The following is a 26661-nucleotide window of genomic DNA, read 5'->3' as shown; positions in this document are numbered from 1 at the left end:
GTCATGGCCCATATTGAGATCTACACCAAAGCGACGTGCCCGTTCTGCCACCGTGCGAAAGCGTTGCTGAATAGCAAAGGCGTCACGTTCCAGGAACTGCCGATTGACGGTGACGCGATTAAACGCGAAGAGATGATCCAACGTAGTGGTCGTACGACGGTTCCACAGATTTTTATTGATGCGCAGCACATTGGCGGCTGTGATGACTTGTATGCGCTCGACGCCCGTGGTGGACTCGATCCGCTGCTGAGCTAAGAGACTTTAGGACAATTAAAAAGGGTATTTCCATGTCAGAACAAAGCAATAATGAAATGATTTTCCAGATCCAGCGCATCTACACCAAAGATGTCTCTTTTGAAGCGCCAAATGCGCCGCACGTTTTCCAGAAAGACTGGCAGCCAGAGGTTAAACTTGATCTGGATACCGCATCAACCCAACTGGCTGATGACGTGTATGAAGTCGTACTGCGTGTGACCGTGACCGCTTCTCTGGGCGAAGAGACTGCTTTCCTGTGTGAAGTACAGCAGGGCGGTATCTTCTCCATCGGCGGTATCGAAGGCAACCAGATGGCGCATTGCCTGGGTGCGTACTGCCCGAACATTCTGTTCCCGTATGCACGTGAATGCATCACCAGCCTGGTTTCTCGCGGTACATTCCCGCAACTGAACCTTGCGCCAGTTAACTTTGATGCGCTGTTCATGAACTATCTGCAGCAGCAAGCTGGCGAAGGTGCTGAACAACATCAGGATGCCTGATGAGCACTGTTAATGCGTCAATGACTGTGATCGGTGCCGGCTCATACGGCACCGCTCTTGCCATCACGCTGGCAAGAAATGGTCACGATGTGGTCCTGTGGGGCCACGACCCAAAACATATCGCGACGCTACAGCGCGACCGCTGTAACGTGGCGTTTCTCCCGGACGTTCCGTTCCCTGACACCCTGCACCTTGAAAGCGACCTTGCGACCGCGCTGGCGGCCAGCCGCAACATTCTGATTGTGGTTCCGAGCCATGTCTTTGGCGACGTGCTGCGTCAGATTAAGCCGCTGATGCGCCCGGATGCGCGCGTTGTCTGGGCGACGAAAGGACTGGAAGCCGAAACCGGACGCCTGCTGCAGGACGTTGCCCGCGAAGCGCTGGGTGATGCGATCCCGCTGGCGGTCATCTCCGGCCCGACCTTTGCCAAAGAGCTGGCCGCTGGCCTGCCGACGGCGATTTCACTGGCCTCCACCGATCGGGCCTTCTCCGACGATCTCCAGCAGTTGCTGCACTGCGGCAAGAGCTTCCGCGTTTACAGCAACCCCGATTTTATCGGCGTGCAGTTGGGCGGCGCGGTGAAGAACGTGATTGCGATTGGCGCCGGGATGTCCGACGGCATTGGTTTTGGTGCCAACGCCCGTACGGCGCTGATCACCCGCGGTCTGACCGAGATGTCCCGCCTGGGCGAAGCGCTGGGTGCCGATCCGGCCACCTTTATGGGGATGGCTGGCCTGGGCGATCTGGTGCTGACCTGTACCGACAACCAGTCTCGTAACCGCCGCTTTGGCATGATGCTCGGACAGGGCAGCGATGTGAAAGACGCGCAGGAGAAGATTGGCCAGGTGGTGGAAGGCTACCGCAATACCAAAGAAGTCCGCGAGTTGGCGCACCGTTTCGGTGTCGAAATGCCAATAACCGAGGAAATTTATCAGGTATTGTATTGCGGAAAAAATGCGCGCGAGGCAGCATTGACCTTATTAGGTCGTGCGCGCAAGGACGAGCGCAGCAGTAACTAGTCGGAACCGTTGTCACCTGAATGACCCAGCCAGCGCAGAACTGGCTGGTCATTAACTATCGTCTGGAGTAAGCAATGCCGTGTGAAGAACTGGATATCGTCTGGAATAACATTAAAGCCGAAGCCCGGGCGCTGGCCGACTGTGAGCCTATGCTGGCCAGTTTCTACCACGCAACGCTACTCAAGCACGAAAACCTCGGCAGCGCGCTGAGCTATATGCTCGCCAACAAGCTGGCGTCCTCGATCATGCCCGCGATTGCGATTCGTGAGGTGGTGGAAGAGGCTTACGCCGCTGACCCGGAAATGATCGCCTCTGCCGCCTGTGATATCCAGGCGGTGCGCACGCGTGACCCGGCGGTCGATAAATATTCTACGCCGCTGCTGTACCTGAAAGGCTTCCACGCCCTGCAGGCTTACCGCATCGGCCACTGGCTATGGAATGAAGGCCGCCGCGCGCTGGCGATCTTCCTGCAAAACCAGGTTTCCGTGACGTTTCAGGTTGATATTCATCCGGCGGCGAAGATTGGCCGCGGGATCATGCTCGACCACGCCACCGGGATCGTTGTCGGGGAAACGGCGGTGATTGAAGACGACGTCTCGATCCTGCAGTCGGTTACCCTGGGCGGTACCGGGAAAACCAGCGGCGATCGCCATCCGAAAATTCGTGAAGGGGTGATGATTGGCGCGGGTGCCAAAATCCTCGGCAATATCGAAGTCGGGCGCGGCGCGAAGATCGGCGCAGGCTCCGTGGTGCTCCAGCCGGTGCCGCCGCACACCACCGCCGCTGGCGTACCGGCGCGCATCGTCGGTAAGCCAGACAGCGATAAGCCGTCCATGGATATGGATCAGCACTTCAACGGCATTCACCATACCTTCGAGTATGGTGACGGCATTTAACTTCTGAGAATGGCGCCCGGATATCCCAGCTGGCGCCATGCTTCATACACCACCACCGACACCGCGTTCGACAGGTTCATGCTGCGGCTGTCCGGCATCATCGGAATACGGATTTTCTGCTCAGCGGGCAGGGCATCCAGAATCGTGGCCGGCAGGCCGCGGGTTTCCGGGCCAAACATCAGATAGTCACCTGCCTGATAGCTTACGGCGCTGTGCGCTGGCGTGCCTTTAGTGGTCAGGGCGAACATGCGCTGCGGCTGCTCTGCTTCCAGAAACGCGGCGTAATCGTGGTGGCGAATAACGGCGGTAAATTCATGATAATCCAGCCCTGCGCGACGCAGGCGTTTGTCGTCCCACGTAAAGCCCATCGGCTCAATAATGTGCAGACGAAAACCGGTGTTGGCACACAGGCGGATAATATTGCCGGTATTCGGCGGAATTTCTGGTTCGAATAAAACGATGTTAAGCATGCTGCCCCCTTAATAGCGGGGGCAGAATAGCAGAAAAGAGAGGAACTACGCGACGCCGGGTTCCTGCGAGCGACTATAGAGGGCCGTTTGGAAAACGGAAAATATCCTACGCTAAGCCTGTTTTTTGTACAGGCTGCTAACTACTGAGTGTAACGTGCGGTATTTACCCTGTCCCAGCTAGAGGTTTGTTCGCCAGACGTAGTCCCCGCTGAGATTTATGTGCTCACATCCTGGCGGGGAAAGATGCGCAATATGCTGTTCATTTAGCGGGAGTCCTTTCCGCTTCAGAGAATCTATGGCTCTTTCTATATATACCGTATTCCACAGCGAGATCGCCGCAGTCAGCAATGTCAGATTACTGGCCCGGTAGCTCTTATTTTCCAGCCCCCGATCTCTGATTTCCCACAGTCGATGCATAAAGACAGCTCGCGCCAGGGCATCGCGGGCCTCACCTTTATTCAACCCTGCCTGCACCCGGCGACGCAATGAAGGATCCCGGAACCAGTCCAGCATAAACAATGACCTTTCGATGCGGCCAATCTCCCTTAATGCCTTTGCCAGACGCAGTACCTCATGCCAGAGTGCTTCAATTTCCTTAAGATTCAGACTGGTTAAGGATATGATTGACTGAAGCCCCGGATACAACTCAGCTTTCCCATGAATAAACAACCGTTTGTCATGAAGATCCCGGATACTTGACGCAAAAGCGAATCCGAGCAGATGCATTAGCGCGAAAACATGCTCAGTGAAGCCTGCGGTATCCACTCTTGAACAGACAACAGAAAACCAGCGTTGTGAAACTGAAGCGGCTGGTTTTACCATCAAACCCCAACGAATGAGTGAAGAGCATATCAGCGGTTCGGTTGCCGCCAGTGAACGCCCTGTTTTTACCAAGCTGTTTGATCGCATGGAAAATGGCAATGTGTTGATTGTCAGCAAACTTGATCGTCTCGGACGCAATGCAATCGACATCAGAAAGACAGTTGAAATGCTGGCTGATTCTGAAATTCGGGTTCACTGTCTCGCATTGGGCGGTGTGGACCTCGCCAGCCCTGCCGGAAAAATGATGATGCAGGTAATCTCGGCGGTGGCAGAATTTGAGCGTGAACTGCTCATTGAGCGCACACACTCTGGTATTGCACAGGCAAAAGCATCAGGGAAACGCTTTGGACGCCCCTCTGCATTGAATGAGGAACAAAAGTAATTAGTCCTGGAACGCCTTAGCATCGGGATAACTGTGAGTGCTTAGGCTCGTGAATTCAGCACCACACGACAAACTATTCTCAGGGTAAAATAAGCCTGTTCAGGGAGTTAGAGCGCTGCATCTTACAAAATTTTACTTTTGTATTCCTTTACGGAAACGGCGATAAAATGTCCGTCGGTGTATGATGGGTCAGATGTTAACCATATAAACCGTGAGGGTTTTACATGTCACAGCAATACACCAATGAACTGACCCCTGATGTGCTGGAACGGCTGCGTCAGCCGTGGCTGACCGATGAGTTTCTGGCAGGAGTTGATCCGCAGACGCGTCAGTCGCTCGTCGCAGAAATGGAATCAGTGTTACAGCGCGCTGTTCTCCATATTTTCCGGGGGGCAACGGCTGGCAGCCTGACCCGTCATGGTGGCGTGATCCGTGAGGTATCCGGCAAAAGTACCCTTGGCGGGCATTATGCCGCGCGGGTCGGGGATAAAGTGGTGTATTCGGACGGGCGCGAGGCGACCATTATTTGTGGAGCCGGTAAAGGCCAAATGACGCAGGGGGAATCGATGGCGCTCGTGGGCAGCATGCTGGATAACGGCGATGAAATTATTTCCACGCCTCAGGGTAGTCAGATGTGTGTTTTCCGTGAGGGCGATACACTGCCTGATGGCTTTTTAACGGTGCCGGGAGGTAAACACTGATGGCGCTGGAAGGTTATTTTCTTTTCCAGGGAGATCGTACCGTCTGTGGCGGCAAAATTATCACCGGTGCTGAAGACACCCAATTTTTCGGGCGACCACAGGCGCGGGAGTCCGATAAAGTGACCTGCGGAAAACATCCCGGGATCTACCGTATCTGTGGTGGCATGGGCGACATGTACGAAGTGGGCGGAGTAAACCGCCAGCTAGCCGGCTCCATCGAAAGTTACAGTTCCTGTCCGTGTCGGGCGAAATTCATTCCGCAGGATCTGGACAACACCTACGAATATAACTGCAATGCCGGGCTGGCAGCCGAGCGTGATGAAACTGCCCGGAAGAAAAAACTGGCTGAAGAGAAAGAAAAAAAACCTGAGCCAATGCCCCTTCCCGCGCGGATTTATACCACACAGCGCATGATGGATGATTATGGCGCTAAAGACATGCACCACGGCGATCTGAGCGAGGAAGCGCTGAAAGGGCGCTTTGGCCTGACGGACGTCTCGGCGAAAGTGAACCCGTATACGCTGACCCTTTCGCCGCGGGTTGTAGCCAGTCCGTATGATGGATTTTATTCGGGCAGCCTGACGGAGAGTGCGCCGGTTGTAGTCAGCCGGGAGGAAAGCGCGCGACTGATGTTTGATGAGTTTCGTGAACTGGCGAAGGTGTTCTCCTTTCACGGTCCGTATAAGAACATCATCACTGAGATGATCAACCACATGCAGAAGAACAGCGGCACACCGTACAGCAGCCCGCTACTGGATAAGGCGCTGAAAGAGCAGATCCTGAATGACCGTTCTGGGAAAAGTTCGTTGCTGAGAATCCAAAATGTTCTAAAAGCAGCAATTAACTACGAGTATGGATTTATTCCTCTCGATAAGAAGGACAAGTTGTTTGACGAAAAGGGAAACTTTAAGGAGTTAAGTGGGGCTGTTCTGCCAAAGTTTGACCATCTTATCGACCGTACTAACGGGCTGGTGATAACCGTCCATGATACCTGGTCGACGCATATCACGCTGCAGTCGCTGGAGGTGACGGGCAACAGCTACCGGGCGAAGGTGCATTACCGGATTCAAGATCACTTCGGACTTGATGATGCAGACATTCTGAACCCTGTTTTTCATCAGGGACGAATTTTCCGGACCTGGTTTGTGCTGCAGCGTTATGTGAAATACGGCTACAGGCCGTTTATCACCGAGATGAATACGACCGTGGAAATCAGCGGGAGGCGGGATGAATAAGTGGCTGATAGCGGGCGTTATTGCGGCGGCTGCCGGTGGCTTTCTGCTCTGGCAGTACCTGACGCCGGTTGATATTGTGGCAGTACATGATGGCGATACGATACTGGTCAGGCATTTTCCGTACCTGAAAAGCCGCCAGATAGCCTGGTGGGAAGCCAACAAGGATATGATTCAGGAAAAATACGGTATACCGAATAAAGGCGAAGATTATTATTACTACATATCTATTATGGATTTTGGGAATGGATATCGTACCGAGCCGAATGAAAGCTTGCTTGGGTTTATTGATGAGGTTTCTTGCTTCAATGACATACAGACAGAGAAGCGGTGTATTGATAGAAAGCCACTTTTGGATGTACGATATAGCCAGAATTATGGGCTTAAATATGAGTCGTATTAACGTAAATTTTAATGACTGAACGTTAAATCAAAAAGGATCTTTGAGATCCTTTTTTTCGCGCGTAATCTCTTGCCCTGTATACAAAAAACTGCTACCAACGGTGGTTTTTTTCCGGAATTCAGAACTACCAACTCTTTGTTCCGATGGTAACTGGCTTTCACGGAGCGCAGATACCTAAACTGTCCTTCCAGGGTAGCCGCAGTCAGGGCACCACTTCAAGAGCTCTGTAGCACCGCCTACATCATCATTACTCTGCAAACCTGTTACCAATGGTTAACGCGACTGGCGATTCGTCGTGTCTTTTAGGGCTGGACTAAAGAAAACAGTTACCTGAACAAGTGCGTTAGTCGGACTAAATGGGGAGTTCGAGCATATACGTACTTCATTCCGTCAAAACAACCTTAGGGTAGGATATTTTCCGTTTTCCAAGCGGACCCCTTATGCCGCATTTTGTAGACAGTTGCCGCCGCGGCTAGCAGGGCGGGCACGCTGAGGATCATTAAAATACTGTCCGCCTGCCACTGCATGGAAAGAAGCTGGGCGCTGGTCATGGTTCCCGCCACGCCACCAAAGCGGCCGATGCCCTGCATCCAGGCGATGCCCGTCGCGCGGCACTCGGTAGGGTAAAAGGTGGCGGCCAGAGTCTGCATGCCCGACTGCGCGCCGTTCATCGCGATCCCCATCAGGAAGATCAGCCCGCCAAACAGGGCGATATGGTTATGCTCAATGCCCAGTAACAGAATAAGGCCCATCGTCAGGACGAAACCACACGCAACCACCCTGTGCGCTTCCCAGCGGTCCATCATCCAGCCCGCGAGCAGAATGCCTGCGGTACCGCCGAAGGTGAACAGCGAAGTGAGCCAGGCGGATTCCGCCAGGGCATAGCCCATCCCCTGCATCAGCGTCGGCATCCAGCTCAGCAGGACGTAGTAAATCACCAGTCCCATAAAGTAGGTGACCCACAGCATCAGGGTGCCGGGCAGCCAGGGCATGGAAAACAGCTGCGACACGCTGCCTTTTTTCGACGCGACCTTCTCCTCCGCCAGGAAAAAGCCCGTGACGCTATCCAGCGTGCTGCGGGCGAACCGGCTGGCGATGCGGCGAACCTGGGCGACGTCTTTCCCGCGCTGCACCAGAAACTTCACCGACTCCGGCAACAGCAGCGCCAGCAGCAGCGTTAAAATCAGCGGCGCAATTGCCCCGGTCAGCAGCACGCTTCGCCAGCCGTGGTGGGGAATCAGCCAGGACGAGATCGCGCCGCCGCCCGCCGCACCCAGCGGGAAGCCGCAGTACATGGTATTAATCGCCATCGCGCGACAGCGCTGGGGGGCAAACTCGGAGATCAGCGTAATGGCGTTCGGCATGGCGGCACCGAGCCCCAGGCCGGTCAGGAAGCGCCACAGCGTCAGGGTATTCAGACTTTGCGCCCAGGCCGTCCCCAGGCTCGCAAGGCCGAAGAACAGGCACGAAAAGACCAGCACGCGCTTGCGGCCCATCCGGTCCGATACCGGACCGGCAATCAGCGCGCCCAGCGACAGCCCCAGCAGCGCCGCGCTCAGCACCGGCCCCAGATCCTGCTTATGGATCCCCCATTCTGCCGACAGCGTGGGCGCGATGTAGCCCATTGCCGCCGTATCAAAGCCATCGATCGCCAGAACCAGAAAGCCCAGCACAATGAGCAGCCAGTGAAACCCTGAAAAGCGGCTGTCGTCGATCACCTGCTGAATATCCACCTTACCTGAATAGGTCATACGCTCCCCTCTGATGTGATGTTGTTTTTGTGTTCTTGTCTTTGCTTGTCTATACAATTGCGGGCGACAGGTAGATGTCAAATTTTCTTATCCAATATGTTACCTGGATGTTATTTTTGGCATAAAAAAGCGCCCGAGGGGGAGATCGGACGCATGAGAAGAGGTGTTAACGTGGGGTAATTCAGGCAGCGTTTCCCTGAGCAAGCGGAGCCAGCGCGGCCGGTAATTTGCTTAACTCCTGAACCAGAGAATCCCTGCTGATTTCGCTAATCGTTTTTGCACCGGTCAGCGTCATCGCCACCTTCATCTCTTTTTCGATCAGGTTAAGCAGATTCGCCACGCCTGCCTGGCCCGCCGTCGCCAGGGCGTACAGATACGCGCGGCCCAGCAGCACGCTGTCGGCACCCAGTGCAATCATGCGCACCACGTCCAGCCCGTTGCGGATCCCGCTGTCGGCCAGGATGGCGATATCGCCTTTCACCGCATCGGCAATGGCCGGCAGGGCGCGGGCGGAGGAGAGCACCCCGTCGAGCTGGCGGCCGCCGTGGTTAGAAACCACAATCCCGTCTGCGCCAAAGCGGACCGCATCGCGGGCATCTTCCGGGTCGAGGATCCCCTTGATCACCATCGGGCCGTCCCAGAATTCGCGGATCCACTCCAGGTCTTTCCAGGAGATGGACGGATCGAAGTTGTTCGCCAGCCAGCCGATGTAATCCTCCAGCCCGGTGGGTTTACCCAGATACGCCGAGATATTCCCGAGATCGTGCGGACGACCGTTCAGGCCGACATCCCACGCCCACTGCGGGTGGGTCACGGCCTGCCAGTAACGACGGAGCGCAGCGTTCGGGCCGCTCATGCCGGAGTGGGCGTCACGATAGCGCGCGCCGGGGGTCGGCATATCAACGGTAAAGACCAGCGTGGAGCAGCCCGCCGCTTTGGCGCGCTCCAGCGCGTTACGCATAAAGCCGCGATCGCGCAGGACGTACAGCTGGAACCACATTGGCCGCTTGATGGTCGGGGCGACCTCTTCAATCGGGCAGACCGAGACGGTAGAGAGGGTAAACGGAATGCCTTTGGCATCTGCCGCGGCGGCGGCCTGCACTTCACCACGGCGGGCGTACATGCCGCATAAGCCGACAGGTGCGAGCGCTACCGGCATGGAGAGCGTTTCGTTGAACAGTTTCGTCTCAAGGCTCAGGTCAGACATATTCTTCAGCACGCGCTGGCGCAGAGCCACCTCCGACAGGTCTTCCACGTTGCGGCGCAGGGTGTATTCGGCATATGCCCCGCCGTCAATATAGTGGAACAGGAACGGGGGCAAAATGCGCTGCGCCGCGGCGCGATAGTCACTGGCTGCTGAAATAATCATGCTTTGTTCTCCCTGGAAATATCACTGTCGCCAGGCAGACGGGTAATACGCGCCTGTCGGGCCTGGTCTTCATCGAATCGTTTAATCGTGGTGTGCACGAAACCGAGATGCGCCATCATCGCTTTGCGTGCGGCCTCGGCATCGCCGGCCAGAATGGCGTTGAGCACCGCCTCGTGTTGTTCGGTCAGCTGGGCAAACACCGGCGGAACCAGATACATCCGCTGGCGGCTCTGCTTCACGGAGGATTGCAGCAGGTCAAAGAACCCGCGCATGGTCTGGAGCAGCACCACGTTGTGCGACGCCTCGGCAATCGCCAGGTGAAAGCGCACGTCCGCCTGGGAGGCGATATCCGGGTCGCTGCTTTGCGTGGCCTCAAAGCAGGCGATGAGTTTCTCTTTGTCGGCCTCGGTTGCCCGCATGGCCGCGTGCCAGGCGGTACTGGTTTCGATGGCGTGACGCGCTTCAAGGATGTCGAAGCTGTAGTCCGGGTCGTTCTCCATCAGCGTTTTCAGCGGCTGAACGATGTTTTGCTCGGACCAGTCGTCATGCTGCCAGCGTACAAAGGTGCCGCCGCCGCGACGGCTTACCAGCACCCCTTCGCTGACCAGTGTTGCCAGCGCCTCGCGCAGTGAATTGCGCGACACGCCAAGCTGGGCGGCGAGCTGGCGTTCGGCGGGCAACTTCATGCCCGCTTCCAGCTGTTGTTCTTCAATCAGCGCCCGCACGCGAGAGGCAATCTCGTCGGACAGGCGTCTGGGCATCACTATCATGGGATCATCCAGGTTAAGACATAGGCCTGCAGGGTGGTGATGACTCCGACCATACAGGTGAATATCAGGCTATGTTTCACGGTAAAGCGGAACAGATCCGACTCTTTACCGACCAGTCCCACCGCCGCACAGGCAATGGCAATGGACTGCGGGGAGATCATTTTCCCGGTCACGCCGCCCGTCGTGTTCGCGGCCACCAGCAGGACGTCCGACACGCCAATCTGCTGGGCCGCCGTGGCCTGCAGCGCGGCAAACAGGGCGTTAGACGAGGTATCGGAACCGGTCAGGAACACCCCCAGCCAGCCGAGGAACGGCGAGAAGAAGGTGAAGGCGTGGCTGGTATGGGCCAGCGCCAGTGCCAGCGTTGATGACAGACCGGAGTAGTTCGAGATAAACGCGAACGCCAGCACCATGCCGATGGAGTAAATCGGCAGCATCAGCTCTTTAACGGTCGCCGCAAAGGTCTGTACCGCAGCCGCAGGTTTCATGCGCAGCCACACCACGGAAAGAATAGCGGCAAACAGGATGGCGGTCCCGGTGGCGGAGAACCAGTCGAATTTATAGACCGCGGCATACGGCGTGGCGGCGTGCACCACCGGCGGCATACGGGCGACCATCTTGTCGAGGAACGGGACAGAAACGTTAATGACCATGTCGTACAGCGCGCCGCCCGGGGCGAACAGGGCTTTAAACGGCGGGATGCTCCACAGCGTAACCGTGGCGGTCAGGAACAGGAACGGCGACCAGGCGCGGATCACCTGGCCTGCGGTGTAGCCGGTGCGGGCCAGCGTTTGATCGACCTGCGAAGCGCCCATGTCGGCGAAGCGGAAAATACGAACCGGCTGCCAGCGTTTCAGGAACAGCGTCAGGCAGACCAGCGACACCAGCGAAGAGATGATGTCCGGCAACTCCGGGCCAAGGAAGTTCGAGCTGAGGTACTGGGCAATCGCGAACGAACCGCCCGCCACCATCACCGCAGGCCAGGTCTCCTTCACGCCGCGCCAGCCGTCCATAATCGCCATGATCCAGAAGAGGACGATAATGGTCAGGAACGGCAGCTGGCGGCCAACCATCTGGCCAATCTCAAAGCTGTCCAGACCGGTCACCTGGCCCGCGACCAGAATCGGAATACCCATCGCGCCAAACGCCACCGGCGCGGTGTTCACAATCAGGCACAGGCCCGCGGCATAGAGCGGGTTAAAGCCCAGCCCCACCAGCAGCGCGGCGGTGATCGCCACCGGTGCGCCAAAGCCTGCCGCGCCTTCCAGAAACGCCCCGAAGGAGAAGCCGACAATCAGCATCTGCAGGCGCTGGTCCGGCGTGATGGAGAGAATCGACGAGCGGATGATGTCGAACTGCCCGGTTTTCACCGAGATTTTATAGACGAAGACCGCCGCGATGATGATCCACGCAATCGGCCACAGGCCGTAGAAGAAACCGTAAACGACGGAGGCCAACGCGCGATCGACCGGCATCTTGTAGAAGAACAGCGCCACCAGCAGGGCGATGGCGACGGTGTACGTCGCGGCAAGGTAGCCCTTCAGCTTGAGCTTAATCAGCGCAAAGAAGAAGAACAGGATCGGCAGCGATGCGATCAGGCTCGACAGCCAGATATTTCCGGCCGGGTCGTAGTTTTGTTGCCAGAGGCTCATGCAGGTCTCCTGGGGACCGGACAGCCTGCGCTGCGGGTGAGTCTCCGCTCATCTCTGCGTCACAGTCTGTGTAAAAGTGGTCCTGCCAATGTTGTGTTGTAGGGTTAATGACAATGAATGGTTAACCAGATGTTATGAGCTAGCAATGGTTTTGTGAGCGGAAATAATGGAATTGTGAACCGGGGGAGGATTGATTGCGCTATTGGTTGGACCAATTCACGCGAAGGGGAAAAGAGTAGGCCGGGTAAGCGCAGCGCCACCCGGCATGAAATCAGAACGCCGTCTTACAAAAACCCGTCATCTCTTTCAGGCCCATTTCGCGGCCAAGCTCGGTCATCGGGTGAACCACCACCAGACCACGGACGCTTTTCTTCAGCTTGCCCATGTCGGCCTGCTCTTTTTTGGTGATCGCACGGCGGTGCGGCATGTTCATCAGCTTCTGCGCTTCTTTGCTCAGCTTCTGGCCTTTGACCTCGCGCAGGCGCTCGATCTCCGCTTCCAGCTTTGCGGTCTCTTTTTCAAGCTCGGCATATTTCTCGGCGGAATCGACCAGCGACAGGCCCGCCATCTGATGGCGGATGAGATCCAGGCGGTCGCTCAGGCGTTTAATTTCGTTCTTTTCGACTTCTTTCATGACAAATAACTCTGAAAACGGGGAATTTACAGGGAAGGATACACCAATGTGAGCAGGCTTACTTCTGAAACGCTTTTTTTAAGCTGATTCGGGAAATCAGCTCAGTCAGGGAAAGGACCATCGTAGAACGGACAACCTGTTGATAACGCAGCTTTTGCATCGCGTAGAGCTCCGGGTCGCTGTTATCAAACTGCGGTACCGGAGGGAGCGCGGTGACGCAGTGCAGCTCGCCGAACGGCCCCAGGATCTCATCGTCGGTAAAGGTGTATTCGTTACCGTCATGGTTGAGCTCTTCGCGCAGCGCCATTAGCAGCTCCGCATCTTCATACTCTTGTCGGTTCAGCACGCCAAGACCATAAATCAGCTTCAGACGCACGGATAGATCGCCCAGCGGTCCGTCTCCGTCCAGTAACGGTTCTACAGCATATTTTACCGCGTAGTCGTCTTTGCGAAACACCTGAAGCACCAGGATATTCACCGCCTCGGTTAACAGCTCGACGGCGGCAATCAGGAAACTTCGTACGGTTTTGCCAGCATTCAGACGCTCAAGCACACGATTTTCAAAGGCCTGGGTTTGTTCCATTATTGCCTGCATATCTGACAATCTGTAATCAGGGCGCAGGATTACCTGCGCCGCATTCTGCATCATTTGGTTGCGTTGTATGCGTTAACCGCCTCCACAACCACGTCGCTGTTGGCGTCCAGACCGGAAATCTGCGCCAGCGCAGCCTGCGCGCCCTGGGTATCAATCAGCTGAGCCAGTTCCTGCGCCTGTGGGTCCTGCTCGCTGCGGTAGTGCATCGCGGCGGCAATTCCTTTCACCAGGTTGGCGTGCGGCAGACCGTATTCCAGCGTGCCCAGCAGCGGCTTAATCAGGCGGTCGCCCGCGCTCAGCTTACGCAGCGGCTGACGGCCCACGCGCTCAACGTCATCTTTCAGATACGGGTTTTCAAAGCGACCGAGGATTTTCTGGATGTATGCTGCGTGTTTCTCAGCATCAAAACCGTAGCGTTTGATCAGCACCGCGCCGCTCTCTTCCATTGCCCCTTTTACCACCGCGCGGATCTTCTCATCGAGGATCGCGTCACGAATGGTCTGATGACCGGCCAATTTTCCGAGGTACGCGGTTATAGCATGCCCGGTGTTCAGCGTGAAGAGTTTGCGTTCGACAAATGCCATCAGGTTATCGGTTAATTCCATTCCCGGAATGGTCGGCAGCGCGCCTTTAAACTGGGTTTTATCGACGATCCACTCGCTGAAGGTTTCAACGGTCACTTCCAGCGGATCGTTGGTCGCGGATTCGGAAGGCGGAACGATGCGATCCACGGCGGAATCCACAAAACCGACGTGCGCTTCCACCCAGGCTTTGTCTTCATCTGCCACAGCGTTGAGAACGTGGCCTTTCAGCTGCGTGGTGCCGCGCACCATGTTTTCACAGGCGATGATGTTCAGCGGGGTGTCGATACCCTGCGCTTTACGTTTTGCCAGGCCTTTCGCGACCGCAGGGGCGATGCGCTCAAGCACAACCGGGCCCACGGCGGTGGTGAACAGATCGACGCTGGCGATAAGATCAATAACGTCGTCGCCGATGCTGCTGACCGCGTTGACGCCAGATACTGTCTCAACCTGCTCGTTTTCGCCCACCACATGGACCTGATAGCTATGACGTGCATTCAGGGCATCCAGGACAACCTGATTCACATCGGCGAATGTCAGGGTAATGCCCGCGTCTGCCAGCAGTTTACCGATAAAACCACGACCGATATTACCTGCGCCAAAATGTAATGCTTTCATAGTGTTAACCTTCATCAATGTTTTTACCCGAGAGGGCTGGGGTGAGGAACGTTTTCCCCTCACCCTAGCCCTCTCCCCGGGGGGAGAGGGAGGAGTACCGTTATTTGTTAAGCAGAGCCAGAACTTCTTCAACGCTGGTGGTGTTCGCCAGACGCTCAATAACCGTTTCATCATCCAGCGCGTTGGTCAGGCTGGTAATCACCTGAATGTGCTCGTTGTTGCGAGCGGCGATACCAATGACCAGACGGGCGATGTCATCTTCTTCTTCACCGAAGCGCACGCCCTGCGGGTACTGACAGAATACGACGCCGGTTTTCAGGACGCGATCTTTCGCTTCAACCGTACCGTGCGGCACCGCGATGGATTCGCCCAGATAGGTTGGCGTCAGTTTTTCGCGTTCCAGCATCGCGTCGACATATTCAGGCTGAACGTAGCCGCCTTTCACCAGCTGCTCACCGGCAAAGCGAATCGCGTCTTCTTTGGTGGCCGCGGTACGACCGAGGAAGATGTTTTCCGCACCCAGCTTAAACAGGTGGGCATTGCTCTCGTCAAAGCTGTCCTGCAGGCTGGAGCGCACTTTCACTTCGTTGTCTTCGTGACGCTGCGCGGCAACCAGACGTTCGGTCAGGCTGGTGTACAGGCCGCTATCGAGGAAGTTGGTCAGCGAAATGTGCTGTGCCTGCGGCACCTGGCGCATGGCGCGTTCGGTCAGATCGCGGTGCGTGATCACCAGGTCAACATCCGGCGGCAGGCTGTTAATGGCGCTGTTGGTCACGGAGATGTTGGTCAGGCCCGCATCCTGCACTTTCTTACGCAGCACGCCTGCACCCATTGCGCTGGAGCCCATACCGGCATCACAGGCAACGATGATTTTACGCACGTGGCTCAGGTCGTTAGAAACATCACCTGCTGCCAGTGGCGTTGCGCCTTTGGATTCGGCTTTCATGTCGTGCATACGACGGGTTGCGGCTTCGATGTCATCATCTTCTTTCACCTTGCTGGTTTTCAGCAGGATAGAAGAGACCACGAAGGAGACGGCCATTGCCGCAAAGATAGCTGCGAGGTTCGCGAAATAAGCGCCTTTTGGCGTCATCGCCAGTACCGCCAGGATAGAACCCGGAGAGGCCGGAGAAACCAGACCGCCGCCCAGGACGCTCAGCGTGAACACGCCGGTCATACCGCCGAGGATAACGGCCAGGATCAGACGTGGGTTCATCAGCACGTATGGGAAGTAAATTTCGTGGATACCGCCCAGGAAGTGGATGATCGCCGCACCGCCAGCAGACTGTTTTGCGCTGCCACGGCCAAAGAAGATGTACGCCAGCAGTACGCCCATACCCGGGCCCGGGTTGGCTTCAATCAGGAAGAAGATGGACTTGCCGAGATCGTGTGACTGCTGAATGCCCAGCGGCGAGAAGATACCGTGGTTGATGGCGTTGTTAAGGAACAGGATTTTCGCCGGTTCAACGAAGATCGACGCCAGCGGCAGCATCTCATGCGCCACCATGAAGTTTACGCCTGCCGCCAGAACTTTAGACAGCACTTCAACCGCAGGGCCAATGCCGAGGAACGCCAGAATGGCGAGGATCATCCCGATAATGCCCGCAGAGAAGTTGTTCACCAGCATTTCGAAGCCGGATTTGATCTTACCATCAACCCAGACGTCGAATTTCTTAATCGCCCAGCCGCCCAGAGGACCGGCAATCATCGCACCGAGGAACATCGGCATATCCGCACCGACGATAACACCCATGGTTGTGATGGCACCCACGACGCCACCACGGTCACCGCCCACCAGACGACCCCCGGTGAAACCGATGAGCAGCGGCAGGAGATAGGTAATCATTGGGCCAACAAGTTTCGCCAGCGTTTCGTTAGGCAACCACCCTGTCGGAATGAACAATGCAGTGATGATACCCCACGCGATAAACGCGCCGATATTTGGCATCACCATGTTGCTGAGGAAACGACCAAAGCTTTGAACTTTGATCTTGAAATCGGATGACATAAAACACCCCTTCTTCTGTTTACGCTTAGGCTTATGGCCCGAGGTTTATTGTTAATGAGGCGGCAGAGGTAGCCGGGCCCTGTTCTGATGCTGTGAAATCTGGCACTGAATCGTTCAACTGTCCAGACAGGGAAAATTTATGTGATGCGTGTCACGTAAAGGCAGGGGGTAGGGATATCAATGAAGTGATCTCAATCACAAAATAAGTGGGCAAAAAAAATACGATGGCGAGAAAAAAAGCAAAATCCACCCATTTGTGTGATTGTCGTCACATTTTGTCATGGCGTGTTTGTTTCTGGATTGTGACTGATTTCACAAAATATTTTTATGCAGATTTCTCCGGCTGTGATCGGCGGCAAACTCTGCTTCACGTTTCAGCGCCAGGATGATATGGCACGACACGATAAGCTAAAAAACCACTTTTGATGTGTGGTATGGCGAAAAGTTAAAACGTGGATTACGCTCATATTGTAAGGTTAAGTCTATTATTATTCAGGATATATTTTGACACGCTTATAAACTTGCATGGAGATATTATAAAAACTCATACTCCCCGGCTCGGAAATAGTAAGCACATCCTCGTGTTTATAAAAAAATTAATTAGGTTGCGTACCGTTTTATTAATTTAATGAGTTGACGTTGTTTAAGTGAGGAGAATATGTTTCTCAACTATTTTGCGCTGGGCGTATTGATTTTTGTATTTCTGGTTCTCTTTTACGGAATCATCGCCATCCATGATATTCCTTATAATATGGCCAAAAAGCGTAACCATCCGCATGCCGATGCCATTCATACGGCAGGCTGGATTAGCCTGTTTACACTCCATGCCATCTGGCCATTCCTGTGGATTTGGGCCACGCTGTACCGCGAAGATCGCGGCTGGGGCATGCAAAACCACATCACAAAGCCTGATGAAGTTCCGGGCATGGATGCGCTGGCCAAACGCGTGGCGGAACTCGAACAAAAGCTGGCTGCAGTACAGCCCACTGCTGATAAGAACACGCTGGAGCGCTAATCATGGATCTGTTGATTATTTTGACCTACGTGGCATTTGCCTGGGCCATTTTTAAAATATTCCGAATTCCGGTCAACCAGTGGACGCTTGCCACCGCAACATTAGGCGGCGTATTTATTGTTGCCGGTCTTATTCTGTTAATGAACTATAACCATCCGTATACCTTTACGGCGCAAAAAGCGGTTATTTCTATTCCAATCACGCCGCAGGTGACCGGTGTGGTCAGTGAAGTCACGGATAAAAATAACCAGCTTATTAAAAAAGGCGAAGTGTTATTTAAACTGGATCCTGGCCGCTACCAGGCGCGCGTCGACAGACTCCAGGCTGACCTGGTAACCGCGACGCACAATATCGATAACCTGAAAGCGCAGCTGTCGGAAGCGGTTGCCAATACCACACGCGTCTCCGCTGAGCGCGATCGCCTCTATAAAGATTATCAGCGCTACCTGAAAGGCAGCCAGGCGAAGGTGAATCCTTTCTCTGAAAGCGATATTGATAACGCGCGGCAAAACTATCTGGCACAGGATGCCATGGTGAAAGGCTCCGTGGCTGAGCAGGTGCAGATTCAAAGCCAGTTAGACAGCATGGTGAACGGCGAGCAGTCACAGATTGCTTCGTTACGTGCCCAGCTTGCCGAAGCCAAATATAACCTGGACCAGACCGTGGTGCGTGCGCCGAGCGATGGTTACATCACCCAGGTGCTGATCCGTCCGGGGACCTATGCCGCCGCGCTGCCTCTGCGTCCGGTGATGGTCTTCATTCCTGAACAGAAGCGTCAGATTGTGGCCCAGTTCCGCCAGAACTCGCTGCTGCGTCTGAAACCGGGCGATGAAGCGGAAGTGGTGTTTAACGCCCTGCCGGGCCAGGTATTCTCCGGGAAGCTCACCGCAATTCTGCCGGTGGTGCCGGGGGGGACCTATCAGGCGCAGGGTGCGCTCCAGTCTCTGACGGTCACGCCGGGCACGGATGGCGTGCAGGCCATCATCGAGCTGAGCCCTGACGCTGAAGTCGATGCCCTGCCGGACGGTATCTATGCCCAGGTGGCTGTCTATTCGGACCACTTCGCCCACGTTTCGGTCATGCGTAAAGTACTGCTGCGTATGACCAGCTGGATGCACTACCTCTACCTCGATCACTAATCCTTCCAGGGCAGGAATGCGACATGCAGACCTGCCCTTTTTTCATCGCTTGATCCATACTGACTTTTTTCCGGCATTAAGGATCAGGCAATGAAACTCATCGGCAGCTACACCAGTCCCTTCGTGCGAAAAATCTCGATTCTCCTGCTGGAGAAGGGGATTGAATTTGAATTCGTGAATGAACAGCCTTACAACGCGGAAAACGGCGTTGCGCAGTACAACCCGCTGGGAAAAGTCCCGGCGCTGGTCACGGACGAGGGCGAGTACTGGTTCGATTCCCCAATTATTGCCGAGTACATTGAGCTGCTGGGCGTTGCCCCGGCTATGCTGCCTGCTGACCCAAAAGCGGCGCTGGCGGTGAAGCAGGTCGAAGCCCTGGCCGACGGTATTATGGATGCGGCATTAACCTCCGTACGGGAACAGGCAAGGCCCGCTGCCCAGCAGTCGGAAACGGAACTGTTACGCCAGCGGGAAAAAATCAGCCGCAGCCTGGACAGGTGTGAACAGCTTATCCGGGAGGGAAAGATCGACACCGACAGCCTGAACCTGGGGACCATCGCCATCGCCTGCGCGATTGGTTATCTCAACTTCCGCCACGTCTCCCCGGGCTGGTGCGTCGACCGTCCGCTGCTGGTGAAGCTTGCAGACACGCTGTTTAGCCGCGAGAGCTTTGCCCGTACCGAACCACCAAAGGCTTGACGCGGGTTATAACACTTCGCCGTCGGAGGCGGTACAATCCCCCCACATGTTAACTCCCTCTCCCGTCGGGAGGGGGGAAGATATTTACTCGCCAGGCGCCTTCATGACTACTCATCATTCGCTGTACAGCCAGATCCCCGCTACCGACCGTCTTCTTCGCGAACCCCGCATTCATGCCGTTGCTGAGCGTTTCGGCCATACCGCGACGGTGGAAATGTTACGCCTGCTTCAGGACGAAGCCCGATGCGCGATTGAGGCAGAAAACGCCTTGCCCGCCTGGTGTAGCGCGTGGGAGCAGGAAGTTGAACAGCGGCTGGATGAGAAGGCGCAAAGCGCATTACGCCCGGTGATAAACCTGACCGGAACCGTGCTGCATACCAATCTGGGGCGCGCGCAGCAGGCGGAAGAGGCCGTTGCCGCAGTCGTGCAGGCCATGCAAGCGCCCGTAACGCTGGAGTACGATCTGGACGGCGCCGGACGCGGGCACCGCGACCGCGCGCTGGCGGAGCTGCTGTGCCAGCTGACCGGCGCGGAAGATGCCTGCATTGTGAATAATAACGCCGCAGCGGTGCTGCTGATGCTGGCGGCCACCGCCAGCGGCAAAGAGGTGGTGGTGTCCCGCGGCGAGCTGGTGGAGATTGGCGGGGCATTTCGTATTCCTGACGTGATGCGCCAGGCGGGCTGTGCGCTGCATGAGGTGGGTACCACTAACCGTACCCATGCGAAAGACTATCGCGCGGCGGTGAATGAAAATACCGCCCTGCTGATGAAGGTCCACACCAGCAATTACCATATTGAAGGCTTCACCAAAACGGTTGAAGAGGCGGAGCTGGCGGCGATTGGGCGCGAATTGAATATACCGGTGATTGCCGATCTCGGCAGCGGCTCGCTGGTGGATCTGAGCCTGTACGGGCTGCCAAAAGAGCCGATGCCGCAAGAGATGATTGCGGCGGGCGTGAGCCTGGTCAGCTTTTCCGGCGACAAACTGCTGGGCGGGCCGCAGGCCGGGATTATCGTCGGCAAGCGCGAGCTGATTGCGCAGCTGCAGCAGCATCCGCTCAAGCGCGCCCTGCGCGCCGATAAAATGACGCTTGCCGCGCTGGAGGCGACGCTGCGGCTCTATCTTTACCCCGAAAAACTGGCCGACCGCCTGCCCACGCTGCGCCTGTTAAGCCGGGATGCCGCCTCGATTCGCGCCCAGGCCGAGTTACTGCTGCCGCGCGTCGCCCCGCACTACCCCGATTTTAACGTTCGCATTGAGCCCTGCCAGTCGCAGATTGGCAGCGGGTCGCTGCCGGTGGACAGGCTGCCGAGTGAGGCGCTGACGTTCACGCCGCGTGACGGGCGCGGTAGCCATCTTGACGCCCTGTCGTCACGCTGGCGTGGCCTGCCGACGCCGGTTATCGGGCGGATTTACGACGGCCGAATGTGGCTGGATCTGCGCTGCCTTGAAGATGAAGAGCGATTTCTGGAGATGTTGTTGAAATGATTATTGCCACCGCCGGTCACGTTGACCACGGAAAAACCACGTTACTGCAGGCGATTACCGGCGTAAACGCCGACCGCCTGCCGGAAGAGAAAAAGCGCGGCATGACCATCGATCTGGGCTATGCCTACTGGCCCCAGCCTGATGGCCGCGTGCTGGGCTTTATTGATGTGCCGGGGCATGAAAAGTTTCTGTCTAACATGCTGGCGGGCGTGGGCGGCATCGATCATGCCCTGCTGGTGGTGGCCTGCGATGACGGCGTGATGGCGCAAACCCGCGAGCACCTGGCGATCCTGCAGTTGACCGGCAACCCGCAGCTGACCGTGGCGCTGACCAAAGCCGATCGCGTGGATGACGCGCGCGTCAGCGAGGTGCGCGAAACGGTCCAGGCGACCCTGCGGGAGTATGGCTTTGCCGACGCATCGCTTTTTGTCACCGTGGCGACAGAAGGGCGTGGTATCGATGAACTTCGCCACCATTTGCAGAACCTTTCATCACGCGCTCACGCCAGCCATCACCGCTTTCGTCTGGCGATCGACCGGGCCTTTACCGTAAAAGGTGCGGGGCTGGTCGTAACCGGCACCGCGCTGAGCGGTGAAGTCAGCGTGGGAGATACCCTCTGGCTGACGGGCGTGAATAAACCGATGCGCGTGCGCGGACTGCACGCACAAAACCAGCCCGCTGACCGTGCCCACGCCGGACAACGTATCGCGCTGAACATTGCCGGGGATGCGGAAAAAGAGCAGCTGAACCGCGGAGACTGGCTGCTGGCCGATGCTCCGCCGGAACCGTCTGAACGCGTGATTGTCTCCCTGCAGACACACATACCGTTGACCCAATGGCAGCCGCTGCATATTCATCACGCGGCCAGCCATATCACCGGGCGCGTGTCGCTGCTGGAAAACGACCTTGCCGAGCTGGTATTCGATTCGCCGCTCTGGCTGGCAGACAACGATCGTCTGGTACTGCGTGATATTTCTGCAAGGGAAACGCTGGCGGGGGCGCGCGTGGTGGCGCTTAACCCACCTCGACGCGGCAAGCGTAAGCCGGAATATCTGCAGTGGCTGGCCGCGCTGGCGCAGGCCAAAGAGGATAACGCCGCGCTGCGGGTGCACCTCGATCGCGGGGCGGTGAGTCTGCGTGATTTTGCATGGGCACGCCAGCTGAGCGGGGAAGGCTTACGCCAGCTGACCCAGGAGCCGGGCTTTATACAGGCCGGAGACAGCCTGCTCAATGCCCCGGTTGCTGCGCAATGGCAGCGTAAGATACTGAACACGCTTGCGACTTACCACGAACAGCATCAGGACGAGCCAGGCCCGGGCCGTGAGCGTCTGCGACGCATGGCGCTGCCGATGGAAGACGATGCGCTGGTGCTGCTGCTGATCGAAAACATGCGCGAAAGCGGAGTGATTAAAAGCCACCACGGCTGGCTGCACCTGCCGGATCACAAGGCCGGGTTCACCGCAGATCAGGAGGCGATATGGCAAAAAGTAGCCCCGCTGTTTGGCGATGAGCCGTGGTGGGTTCGGGATCTGGCCCGCGAAACGAATACCGAAGAGCAGCTGATGCGGCAGGTGTTGCGCCATGCGGCGCAGCAGGGGCTAATCGTCGCGATCGTGAAAGATCGTTACTACCGTAACGATCGCATTGTGGCGTTTGCCAACCTGATCCGCGAGCTGGATCAGGCGCGCGGCTCGACCTGCGCAGCGGATTTCCGCGATCGGCTGAACGTGGGCCGCAAGCTGGCGATTCAGATCCTGGAGTATTTCAACCGCATCGGCTTTACCCGCCGCCGCGGTAACGATCATCTGTTGCGCGATTCGTTATTATTTCCTGAAACTCCGTGACCTCCGTCGTAAACACCGTTACCGGTTGGCGAGAAAATCGCCAGCCGGAACTACCCTTGTTGTACACCAACAGCAAGGAGACGGACATGACAAACAATCCTCCCTCATCGCGTATCCAGCCCGGCGAGTATGGTTTCCCCCTCAAGCTGAAGCCCCGTTATGACAACTTTATTGGCGGCGACTGGGTCGCGCCCGTCGACGGCGAATACTATTCCAACCTGACCCCGGTTACCGGCCAGCCGCTGTGCGAGATTGCCAGCTCCGGTAAGCGTGATATAGACCTGGCGCTGGATGCGGCGCACAAAGCGAAAGAGAAATGGGCTCACACCTCCGTGCAGGACCGGGCGGCGATCCTGTTCAAAATCGCCGACCGGATGGAGCAAAATCTGGAGCTGCTGGCGACGGCGGAAACCTGGGATAACGGCAAGCCGATCCGGGAAACGATGGCGGCTGACGTGCCGCTGGCTATCGACCACTTCCGCTATTTTGCCTCCTGTATTCGCGCGCAGGAGGGCGGGATCAGCGAAGTTGACAACGACACCGTGGCGTATCACTTCCACGAACCGCTGGGGGTAGTAGGCCAAATTATTCCGTGGAACTTCCCGCTGCTGATGGCGAGCTGGAAAATGGCGCCCGCGCTGGCGGCCGGAAACTGTATTGTGCTCAAACCGGCGCGTCTGACCCCGCTCTCGGTCCTGCTGCTGATGGAAATCGTTGGCGATCTGCTGCCGCCGGGCGTGATTAACGTGGTCAACGGCGCGGGCGGGGAGATAGGGGAATATCTGGCCACCTCAAAACGGATTGCCAAAGTGGCGTTTACCGGGTCGACGGAGGTGGGCCAGCAGATCATGCAGTACGCCACGCAAAACATCATTCCGGTGACCCTCGAGCTGGGCGGGAAATCCCCGAACATCTTCTTCGAGGACGTGATGGAGGAAGAGGATGCCTTCTTCGATAAAGCCCTGGAAGGGTTTGCGCTGTTTGCGTTTAACCAGGGCGAAGTCTGCACCTGCCCAAGCCGCGCGCTGGTGCAGGAATCCATCTACGAGCGCTTTATGGAGCGGGCCATTCGCCGCGTCGAGTCTATCCGCAGCGGTAACCCGCTCGATAATGTCACCCAGATGGGGGCGCAGGTCTCGCATGGACAGCTGGAAACGATCCTCAACTACATCGACATCGGCAAGAAGGAGGGGGCGGATATTCTCACCGGCGGACGCCGTAAGGTGCTCGGAGGGGATCTGCAGGACGGGTATTACCTTGAGCCGACGATCCTGTTCGGGCAGAACACCATGCGCGTTTTCCAGGAGGAAATCTTCGGACCGGTGCTGGCCGTGACCACCTTTAAAACGATGGAGGAGGCGCTGGCGATTGCCAACGACACGCCGTATGGCCTGGGGGCAGGCGTCTGGAGCCGCAACGGTAATCTGGCCTATAAAATGGGCCGCGGCATTCAGGCCGGGCGCGTCTGGACCAACTGCTATCACGCCTATCCGGCACACGCGGCATTTGGCGGTTATAAGCAGTCGGGCATCGGGCGTGAAACCCACAAGATGATGCTGGAGCATTACCAACAGACCAAATGTCTGCTGGTCAGCTATTCCGATAAGCCGCTGGGGCTGTTCTAGTCGCCCAGCTCAGGCCGTCCGTGGGCGGCCTGAGCAATTTGCTGGCGCAGGCAGTTCAGTACGCCATCCAGAACGTATTGCACGCGCCAGGGCTGGTATTCGCGTTTTCGGAAGATGGCGGTCAGATCGAGCCACCACTCCTCCTGATGCGGGAAGCAGGGGACCAGCATGCCTTTCGTTAATTCTTTTTTCAGACTCTCTTTTGGCGCAAAAACAATCCCAAGATGATTTCTGGCCAGCTCCAGGGCCGTCTGCGTATTGTCGCAAATATAATTACCGGTCACCCGGTAGTCATGCACGTCATCGCTGCCGTGCACGCGGAAACGCCAGATGTTGGCTTCATCGACCAGCATGGAGTCAATGAGAATACAGGAATGATTAATTAAATCTTCAGGTCCGGTTAAGGGGTGTTTATTTAAATATTCTACGGTTGCGAAGGCCGTAACGGAATATTGTGTCAACACGCTGGCAACCAGGCTTTCGTCTTTCGGCTGAGCATAGGTAATTAAAATGTCGCAGTCATCCGGAAAGGTAACGCCTTCTGAAAATTCATTCCGGTCCAGATTGTAGGTTTTCAGGGAGATGCGGATGTCGCCGATGTCTTCTATCTGATGGATCACGTGTCGCGCGAGGTAGGTCACGATACCTGTTGGGGCATAGATCGTCACTTTTCCGCGCTTTTCATGCTTATAATCAGCAATGAAATTAACAAGCTGGCTGTTCTTATCCAGCGTGGCATTCACGTAGGGGAGTAACGCTTCACCAAACTGGGTCAGGGCCAGCTGCCGCGTGGTGCGCTCAAAAACCTTGAGCCCAACCCGCGTTTCAAAATCAGACAGATATTTACTGACGTTGGCCTGCGCCATACCCAGCAGGGCGGCGGCATCACCAATGCTGTGGGTGGCTGCAATGACGGAGATAATTTTTAATTCGCGTGGTTTTAGCTGTAATGTACTCATTATGCACACCCATCTATATGATTTTATATATAATATTATATAAACCGCAGCGTTGCATTGGCAATTTTGTAACCATTATTATGCGCCTCGCTTGTTTGGCATATATATGGATTACATGGAATGACTATTAAATACAATTTACTGATCGCTGCCACGTTATTTGCATCAACGTCTGCCATGGCCGGTGAATTTTCACTTGGTGCGGGGGCTGTATTTAATGAGTCTCCTTACAAAGGCTATAACGAAAATACGACCGCAGTACCGTTGATTAGCTACGAAGGCGATCGTTTCTACGTTCGTCAGACCACGGGCGGATGGATCCTGTGGAAAGATGCAAAAAATGAATTGAGCCTGACCGCAACGTGGATGCCGCTGCATTTCGACCCTGACGATAACGACGATCATCAGATGAAGCAGCTTGATGAGCGTAAAGCATCCGCCTTCCTCGGTGGGGCGTACTACCGCCACGAAAGCTGGGGTTCGCTGAAAGTGGCGGTCTCTGGTGATGCCACGGATGAAAGCGGCGGCGTGATCGGCGAAGTATCGTACTTCCGTCCGATCAAAATGGAGCGCCTGACCCTGACGCCTTCCGTAGGTGTGTTCTACAGCGACGAAAGCTATAACGACTACTACTACGGCGTATCCGGTAGCGAGTCTCGCCGCTCCGGACTGGATCAATACACCGCCGGCGACAGCTGGACGCCATACGTTGGCCTGGCGGCTAAATATCAGTTAACCCAGAAGCTGTATCTCAACGCCAGCGCTGTCTACACCGTGTTGCCTGACGACGTGAAGAACAGCCCGATGATCGACCGCGACGACAGCTTCGTGCTGATGACCGGCCTGACCTGGCGTTTCTGATGCGGTAAAGCCGGGTGGCGGCGTTGCCTTACCCGGCCTACGATCGTGCCTGCACTGCTGTTCCTTAAAGCCCATCTCAATGCCCGATCACTGCCCGTAGTAGGCATTCGCCCCGTGCTTACGCAGATAATGCTTGTCGAGCAGCTCCTGCTGCATAACCGGGATCTGAATCGGCTAGCATATGCCTCTCTACTGCTCAGCAATGGGCAAGATCTTTATGGCGTGTGGCCATCAGGAACAGATCTAACCTTTGACGCGGAACACCATCACTGAACTGAGCGCCATGTATGATGAGCTGGTGTTTGATATCCACGGCCGCGTTCCGTATGCGATCTCAAAAGAGCTGGGTTTTAACGTACGCGAGGCGTAACA

24 protein-coding genes and 4 pseudogenes are annotated in these 26661 nt (G+C 56.3%); 16 read left to right on the top strand and 12 right to left on the bottom strand.

Translation table 11 applies throughout. From position 1 onward, the window contains the following. The first annotated feature begins 3 nt into the window (after nt 1-3). The 4 genes from grxC (at nt 4) to cysE (ending at nt 2670) form a co-directional block, all read left to right on the top strand. Nucleotides 4-255, top strand: a complete 252-nt coding sequence (gene grxC / locus FHC48_RS11940) for a glutaredoxin 3 (RefSeq protein ID WP_008502715.1) — start codon at nt 4-6, stop codon at nt 253-255. A 32-nt stretch (nt 256-287) separates the two neighbouring features. Beyond that, nucleotides 288-755, top strand: a complete 468-nt coding sequence (secB, locus tag FHC48_RS11935) for a protein-export chaperone SecB (protein WP_008502716.1) — start codon at nt 288-290, stop codon at nt 753-755. Continuing rightward, entirely contained in the window at nt 755-1774 is a 1020-nt protein-coding gene (gpsA, locus tag FHC48_RS11930; protein ID WP_008502717.1) for an NAD(P)H-dependent glycerol-3-phosphate dehydrogenase, read from the top strand. The genes secB and gpsA overlap by 1 nt, the downstream gene beginning before the upstream one ends. A gap of 74 nt (nt 1775-1848) precedes the next feature. Continuing rightward, complete coding sequence (gene cysE / locus FHC48_RS11925; RefSeq protein ID WP_008502718.1) at nt 1849-2670, top strand: serine O-acetyltransferase; 822 nt, start codon at nt 1849-1851, stop codon at nt 2668-2670. Here the strand turns inward: cysE and trmL are convergent. Both trmL and FHC48_RS11915 read right to left on the bottom strand, forming a co-directional pair. Then, the gene (gene trmL, locus FHC48_RS11920) at nt 2667-3140 is read right to left on the bottom strand and encodes a tRNA (uridine(34)/cytosine(34)/5-carboxymethylaminomethyluridine(34)-2'-O)-methyltransferase TrmL (RefSeq protein ID WP_021242431.1); all 474 of its coding nucleotides are present in this window, start codon (nt 3138-3140) and stop codon (nt 2667-2669) included. The two genes, cysE and trmL, sit on opposite strands and share 4 nt — an antisense overlap. Nucleotides 3141-3251: 111 nt before the next feature. Continuing rightward, nucleotides 3252-3902 (bottom strand): annotated as a pseudogene (locus FHC48_RS11915) (Tn3 family transposase); the annotation flags it as partial. On the opposite strand from FHC48_RS11915, the pseudogene FHC48_RS11910 reads away from it, so the two are divergent. From FHC48_RS11910 to FHC48_RS11895, 4 genes and pseudogenes are all read left to right on the top strand, one after another. After that, nucleotides 3886-4389: pseudogene (locus FHC48_RS11910) on the top strand (recombinase family protein). The pseudogenes FHC48_RS11915 and FHC48_RS11910 overlap by 17 nt on opposite strands. A 179-nt stretch (nt 4390-4568) precedes the next feature. Continuing rightward, nucleotides 4569-5045, top strand: a complete 477-nt coding sequence (locus tag FHC48_RS11905) for a PAAR domain-containing protein (protein ID WP_039267054.1) — start codon at nt 4569-4571, stop codon at nt 5043-5045. Continuing rightward, a complete protein-coding gene (locus FHC48_RS11900; protein WP_045337480.1) occupies nt 5045-6280 on the top strand; it encodes a PAAR domain-containing protein in 1236 nt (411 codons plus the stop codon). Before FHC48_RS11905 ends, FHC48_RS11900 begins: the two co-directional genes overlap by 1 nt. Next, nucleotides 6273-6680: a DUF943 family protein gene (locus FHC48_RS11895; RefSeq protein WP_045337482.1), complete on the top strand. Its 408-nt coding sequence runs from the start codon at nt 6273-6275 to the stop codon at nt 6678-6680. The genes FHC48_RS11900 and FHC48_RS11895 overlap by 8 nt, the downstream gene beginning before the upstream one ends. A 401-nt stretch (nt 6681-7081) precedes the next feature. Here FHC48_RS11895 and FHC48_RS11890 read toward each other — a convergent pair whose 3' ends face one another. The 8 genes from FHC48_RS11890 to FHC48_RS11855 all read right to left on the bottom strand — a co-directional run bounded on the left by FHC48_RS11890 (nt 7082) and on the right by FHC48_RS11855 (nt 16658). Further along, complete coding sequence (locus FHC48_RS11890) at nt 7082-8431, bottom strand: aromatic acid/H+ symport family MFS transporter (RefSeq protein ID WP_220418801.1); 1350 nt, start codon at nt 8429-8431, stop codon at nt 7082-7084. Nucleotides 8432-8612: 181 nt separating this feature from the next. After that, the gene (gene lldD / locus FHC48_RS11885) at nt 8613-9800 is read right to left on the bottom strand and encodes a quinone-dependent L-lactate dehydrogenase (protein ID WP_008502721.1); all 1188 of its coding nucleotides are present in this window, start codon (nt 9798-9800) and stop codon (nt 8613-8615) included. After that, nucleotides 9797-10570 carry a transcriptional regulator LldR gene (lldR, locus tag FHC48_RS11880; protein WP_032654503.1) on the bottom strand — a complete coding sequence of 258 codons (774 nt, stop codon included), beginning with the start codon at nt 10568-10570 and terminating at the stop codon, nt 9797-9799. The genes lldD and lldR overlap by 4 nt, the downstream gene beginning before the upstream one ends. Further along, nucleotides 10567-12222 carry an L-lactate permease gene (gene lldP / locus FHC48_RS11875; RefSeq protein WP_039267048.1) on the bottom strand — a complete coding sequence of 552 codons (1656 nt, stop codon included), beginning with the start codon at nt 12220-12222 and terminating at the stop codon, nt 10567-10569. The genes lldR and lldP overlap by 4 nt, the downstream gene beginning before the upstream one ends. Nucleotides 12223-12493: 271 nt before the next feature. Next, on the bottom strand, nt 12494-12856 hold the full coding sequence (locus FHC48_RS11870) for a YibL family ribosome-associated protein (protein WP_008502724.1): 363 nt from the start codon (nt 12854-12856) through the stop codon (nt 12494-12496). Between the two features lie 58 nt (nt 12857-12914). Next, nucleotides 12915-13505, bottom strand: coding sequence for a mannitol operon repressor MtlR (gene mtlR, locus FHC48_RS11865; protein WP_039267046.1), 591 nt, complete (start codon nt 13503-13505; stop codon nt 12915-12917). Beyond that, complete coding sequence (gene mtlD / locus FHC48_RS11860) at nt 13502-14650, bottom strand: mannitol-1-phosphate 5-dehydrogenase (protein ID WP_059364398.1); 1149 nt, start codon at nt 14648-14650, stop codon at nt 13502-13504. The genes mtlR and mtlD overlap by 4 nt, the downstream gene beginning before the upstream one ends. A 100-nt stretch (nt 14651-14750) precedes the next feature. Beyond that, the gene (locus FHC48_RS11855) at nt 14751-16658 is read right to left on the bottom strand and encodes a PTS mannitol transporter subunit IICBA (RefSeq protein ID WP_021242437.1); all 1908 of its coding nucleotides are present in this window, start codon (nt 16656-16658) and stop codon (nt 14751-14753) included. A 658-nt stretch (nt 16659-17316) separates the two neighbouring features. Here FHC48_RS11855 and FHC48_RS11850 point away from each other — a divergent pair. The 6 genes from FHC48_RS11850 to aldB all read left to right on the top strand — a co-directional run bounded on the left by FHC48_RS11850 (nt 17317) and on the right by aldB (nt 24469). Next, nucleotides 17317-17673, top strand: a complete 357-nt coding sequence (locus FHC48_RS11850; protein WP_008502729.1) for a DUF3302 domain-containing protein — start codon at nt 17317-17319, stop codon at nt 17671-17673. Nucleotides 17674-17675: 2 nt separating this feature from the next. After that, the gene (locus FHC48_RS11845) at nt 17676-18812 is read left to right on the top strand and encodes an HlyD family secretion protein (RefSeq protein ID WP_021242439.1); all 1137 of its coding nucleotides are present in this window, start codon (nt 17676-17678) and stop codon (nt 18810-18812) included. A 90-nt stretch (nt 18813-18902) separates the two neighbouring features. Further along, nucleotides 18903-19511, top strand: coding sequence for a glutathione S-transferase (locus tag FHC48_RS11840; RefSeq protein WP_008502731.1), 609 nt, complete (start codon nt 18903-18905; stop codon nt 19509-19511). Between the two features lie 103 nt (nt 19512-19614). Next, complete coding sequence (gene selA, locus FHC48_RS11835) at nt 19615-21000, top strand: L-seryl-tRNA(Sec) selenium transferase (RefSeq protein ID WP_059364396.1); 1386 nt, start codon at nt 19615-19617, stop codon at nt 20998-21000. Beyond that, nucleotides 20997-22844 carry a selenocysteine-specific translation elongation factor gene (selB, locus tag FHC48_RS11830; protein WP_119312273.1) on the top strand — a complete coding sequence of 616 codons (1848 nt, stop codon included), beginning with the start codon at nt 20997-20999 and terminating at the stop codon, nt 22842-22844. Before selA ends, selB begins: the two co-directional genes overlap by 4 nt. Before the next feature lie 86 nt (nt 22845-22930). Further along, the gene (gene aldB / locus FHC48_RS11825) at nt 22931-24469 is read left to right on the top strand and encodes an aldehyde dehydrogenase AldB (protein WP_023294820.1); all 1539 of its coding nucleotides are present in this window, start codon (nt 22931-22933) and stop codon (nt 24467-24469) included. Here the strand turns inward: aldB and FHC48_RS11820 are convergent. Then, on the bottom strand, nt 24466-25428 hold the full coding sequence (locus FHC48_RS11820) for a LysR family transcriptional regulator (RefSeq protein ID WP_059364392.1): 963 nt from the start codon (nt 25426-25428) through the stop codon (nt 24466-24468). The two genes, aldB and FHC48_RS11820, sit on opposite strands and share 4 nt — an antisense overlap. 120 nt (nt 25429-25548) lie before the next feature. Between FHC48_RS11820 and FHC48_RS11815 the strand changes: the two genes are divergently transcribed. Further along, complete coding sequence (locus FHC48_RS11815) at nt 25549-26289, top strand: MipA/OmpV family protein (RefSeq protein ID WP_059364391.1); 741 nt, start codon at nt 25549-25551, stop codon at nt 26287-26289. A gap of 87 nt (nt 26290-26376) precedes the next feature. Here FHC48_RS11815 and araD read toward each other — a convergent pair. Further along, nucleotides 26377-26457 (bottom strand): annotated as a pseudogene (araD, locus tag FHC48_RS11810) (L-ribulose-5-phosphate 4-epimerase); the annotation flags it as partial. Between the two features lie 10 nt (nt 26458-26467). On the opposite strand from araD, the pseudogene FHC48_RS23800 reads away from it, so the two are divergent. Then, nucleotides 26468-26659, top strand: a pseudogene (locus tag FHC48_RS23800) (IclR family transcriptional regulator C-terminal domain-containing protein); the annotation flags it as partial. Nucleotides 26660-26661: the final 2 nt, after the last annotated feature.

It is taken from the genome of Enterobacter sp. EC_50, assembly GCF_019584525.1.
GTDB classification, from domain to species: domain Bacteria; phylum Pseudomonadota; class Gammaproteobacteria; order Enterobacterales; family Enterobacteriaceae; genus Enterobacter; species Enterobacter roggenkampii.
The sequence above is the reverse complement of the archived record's forward strand: the minus strand, read 5'-3'. Positions and strand labels throughout refer to the sequence as shown.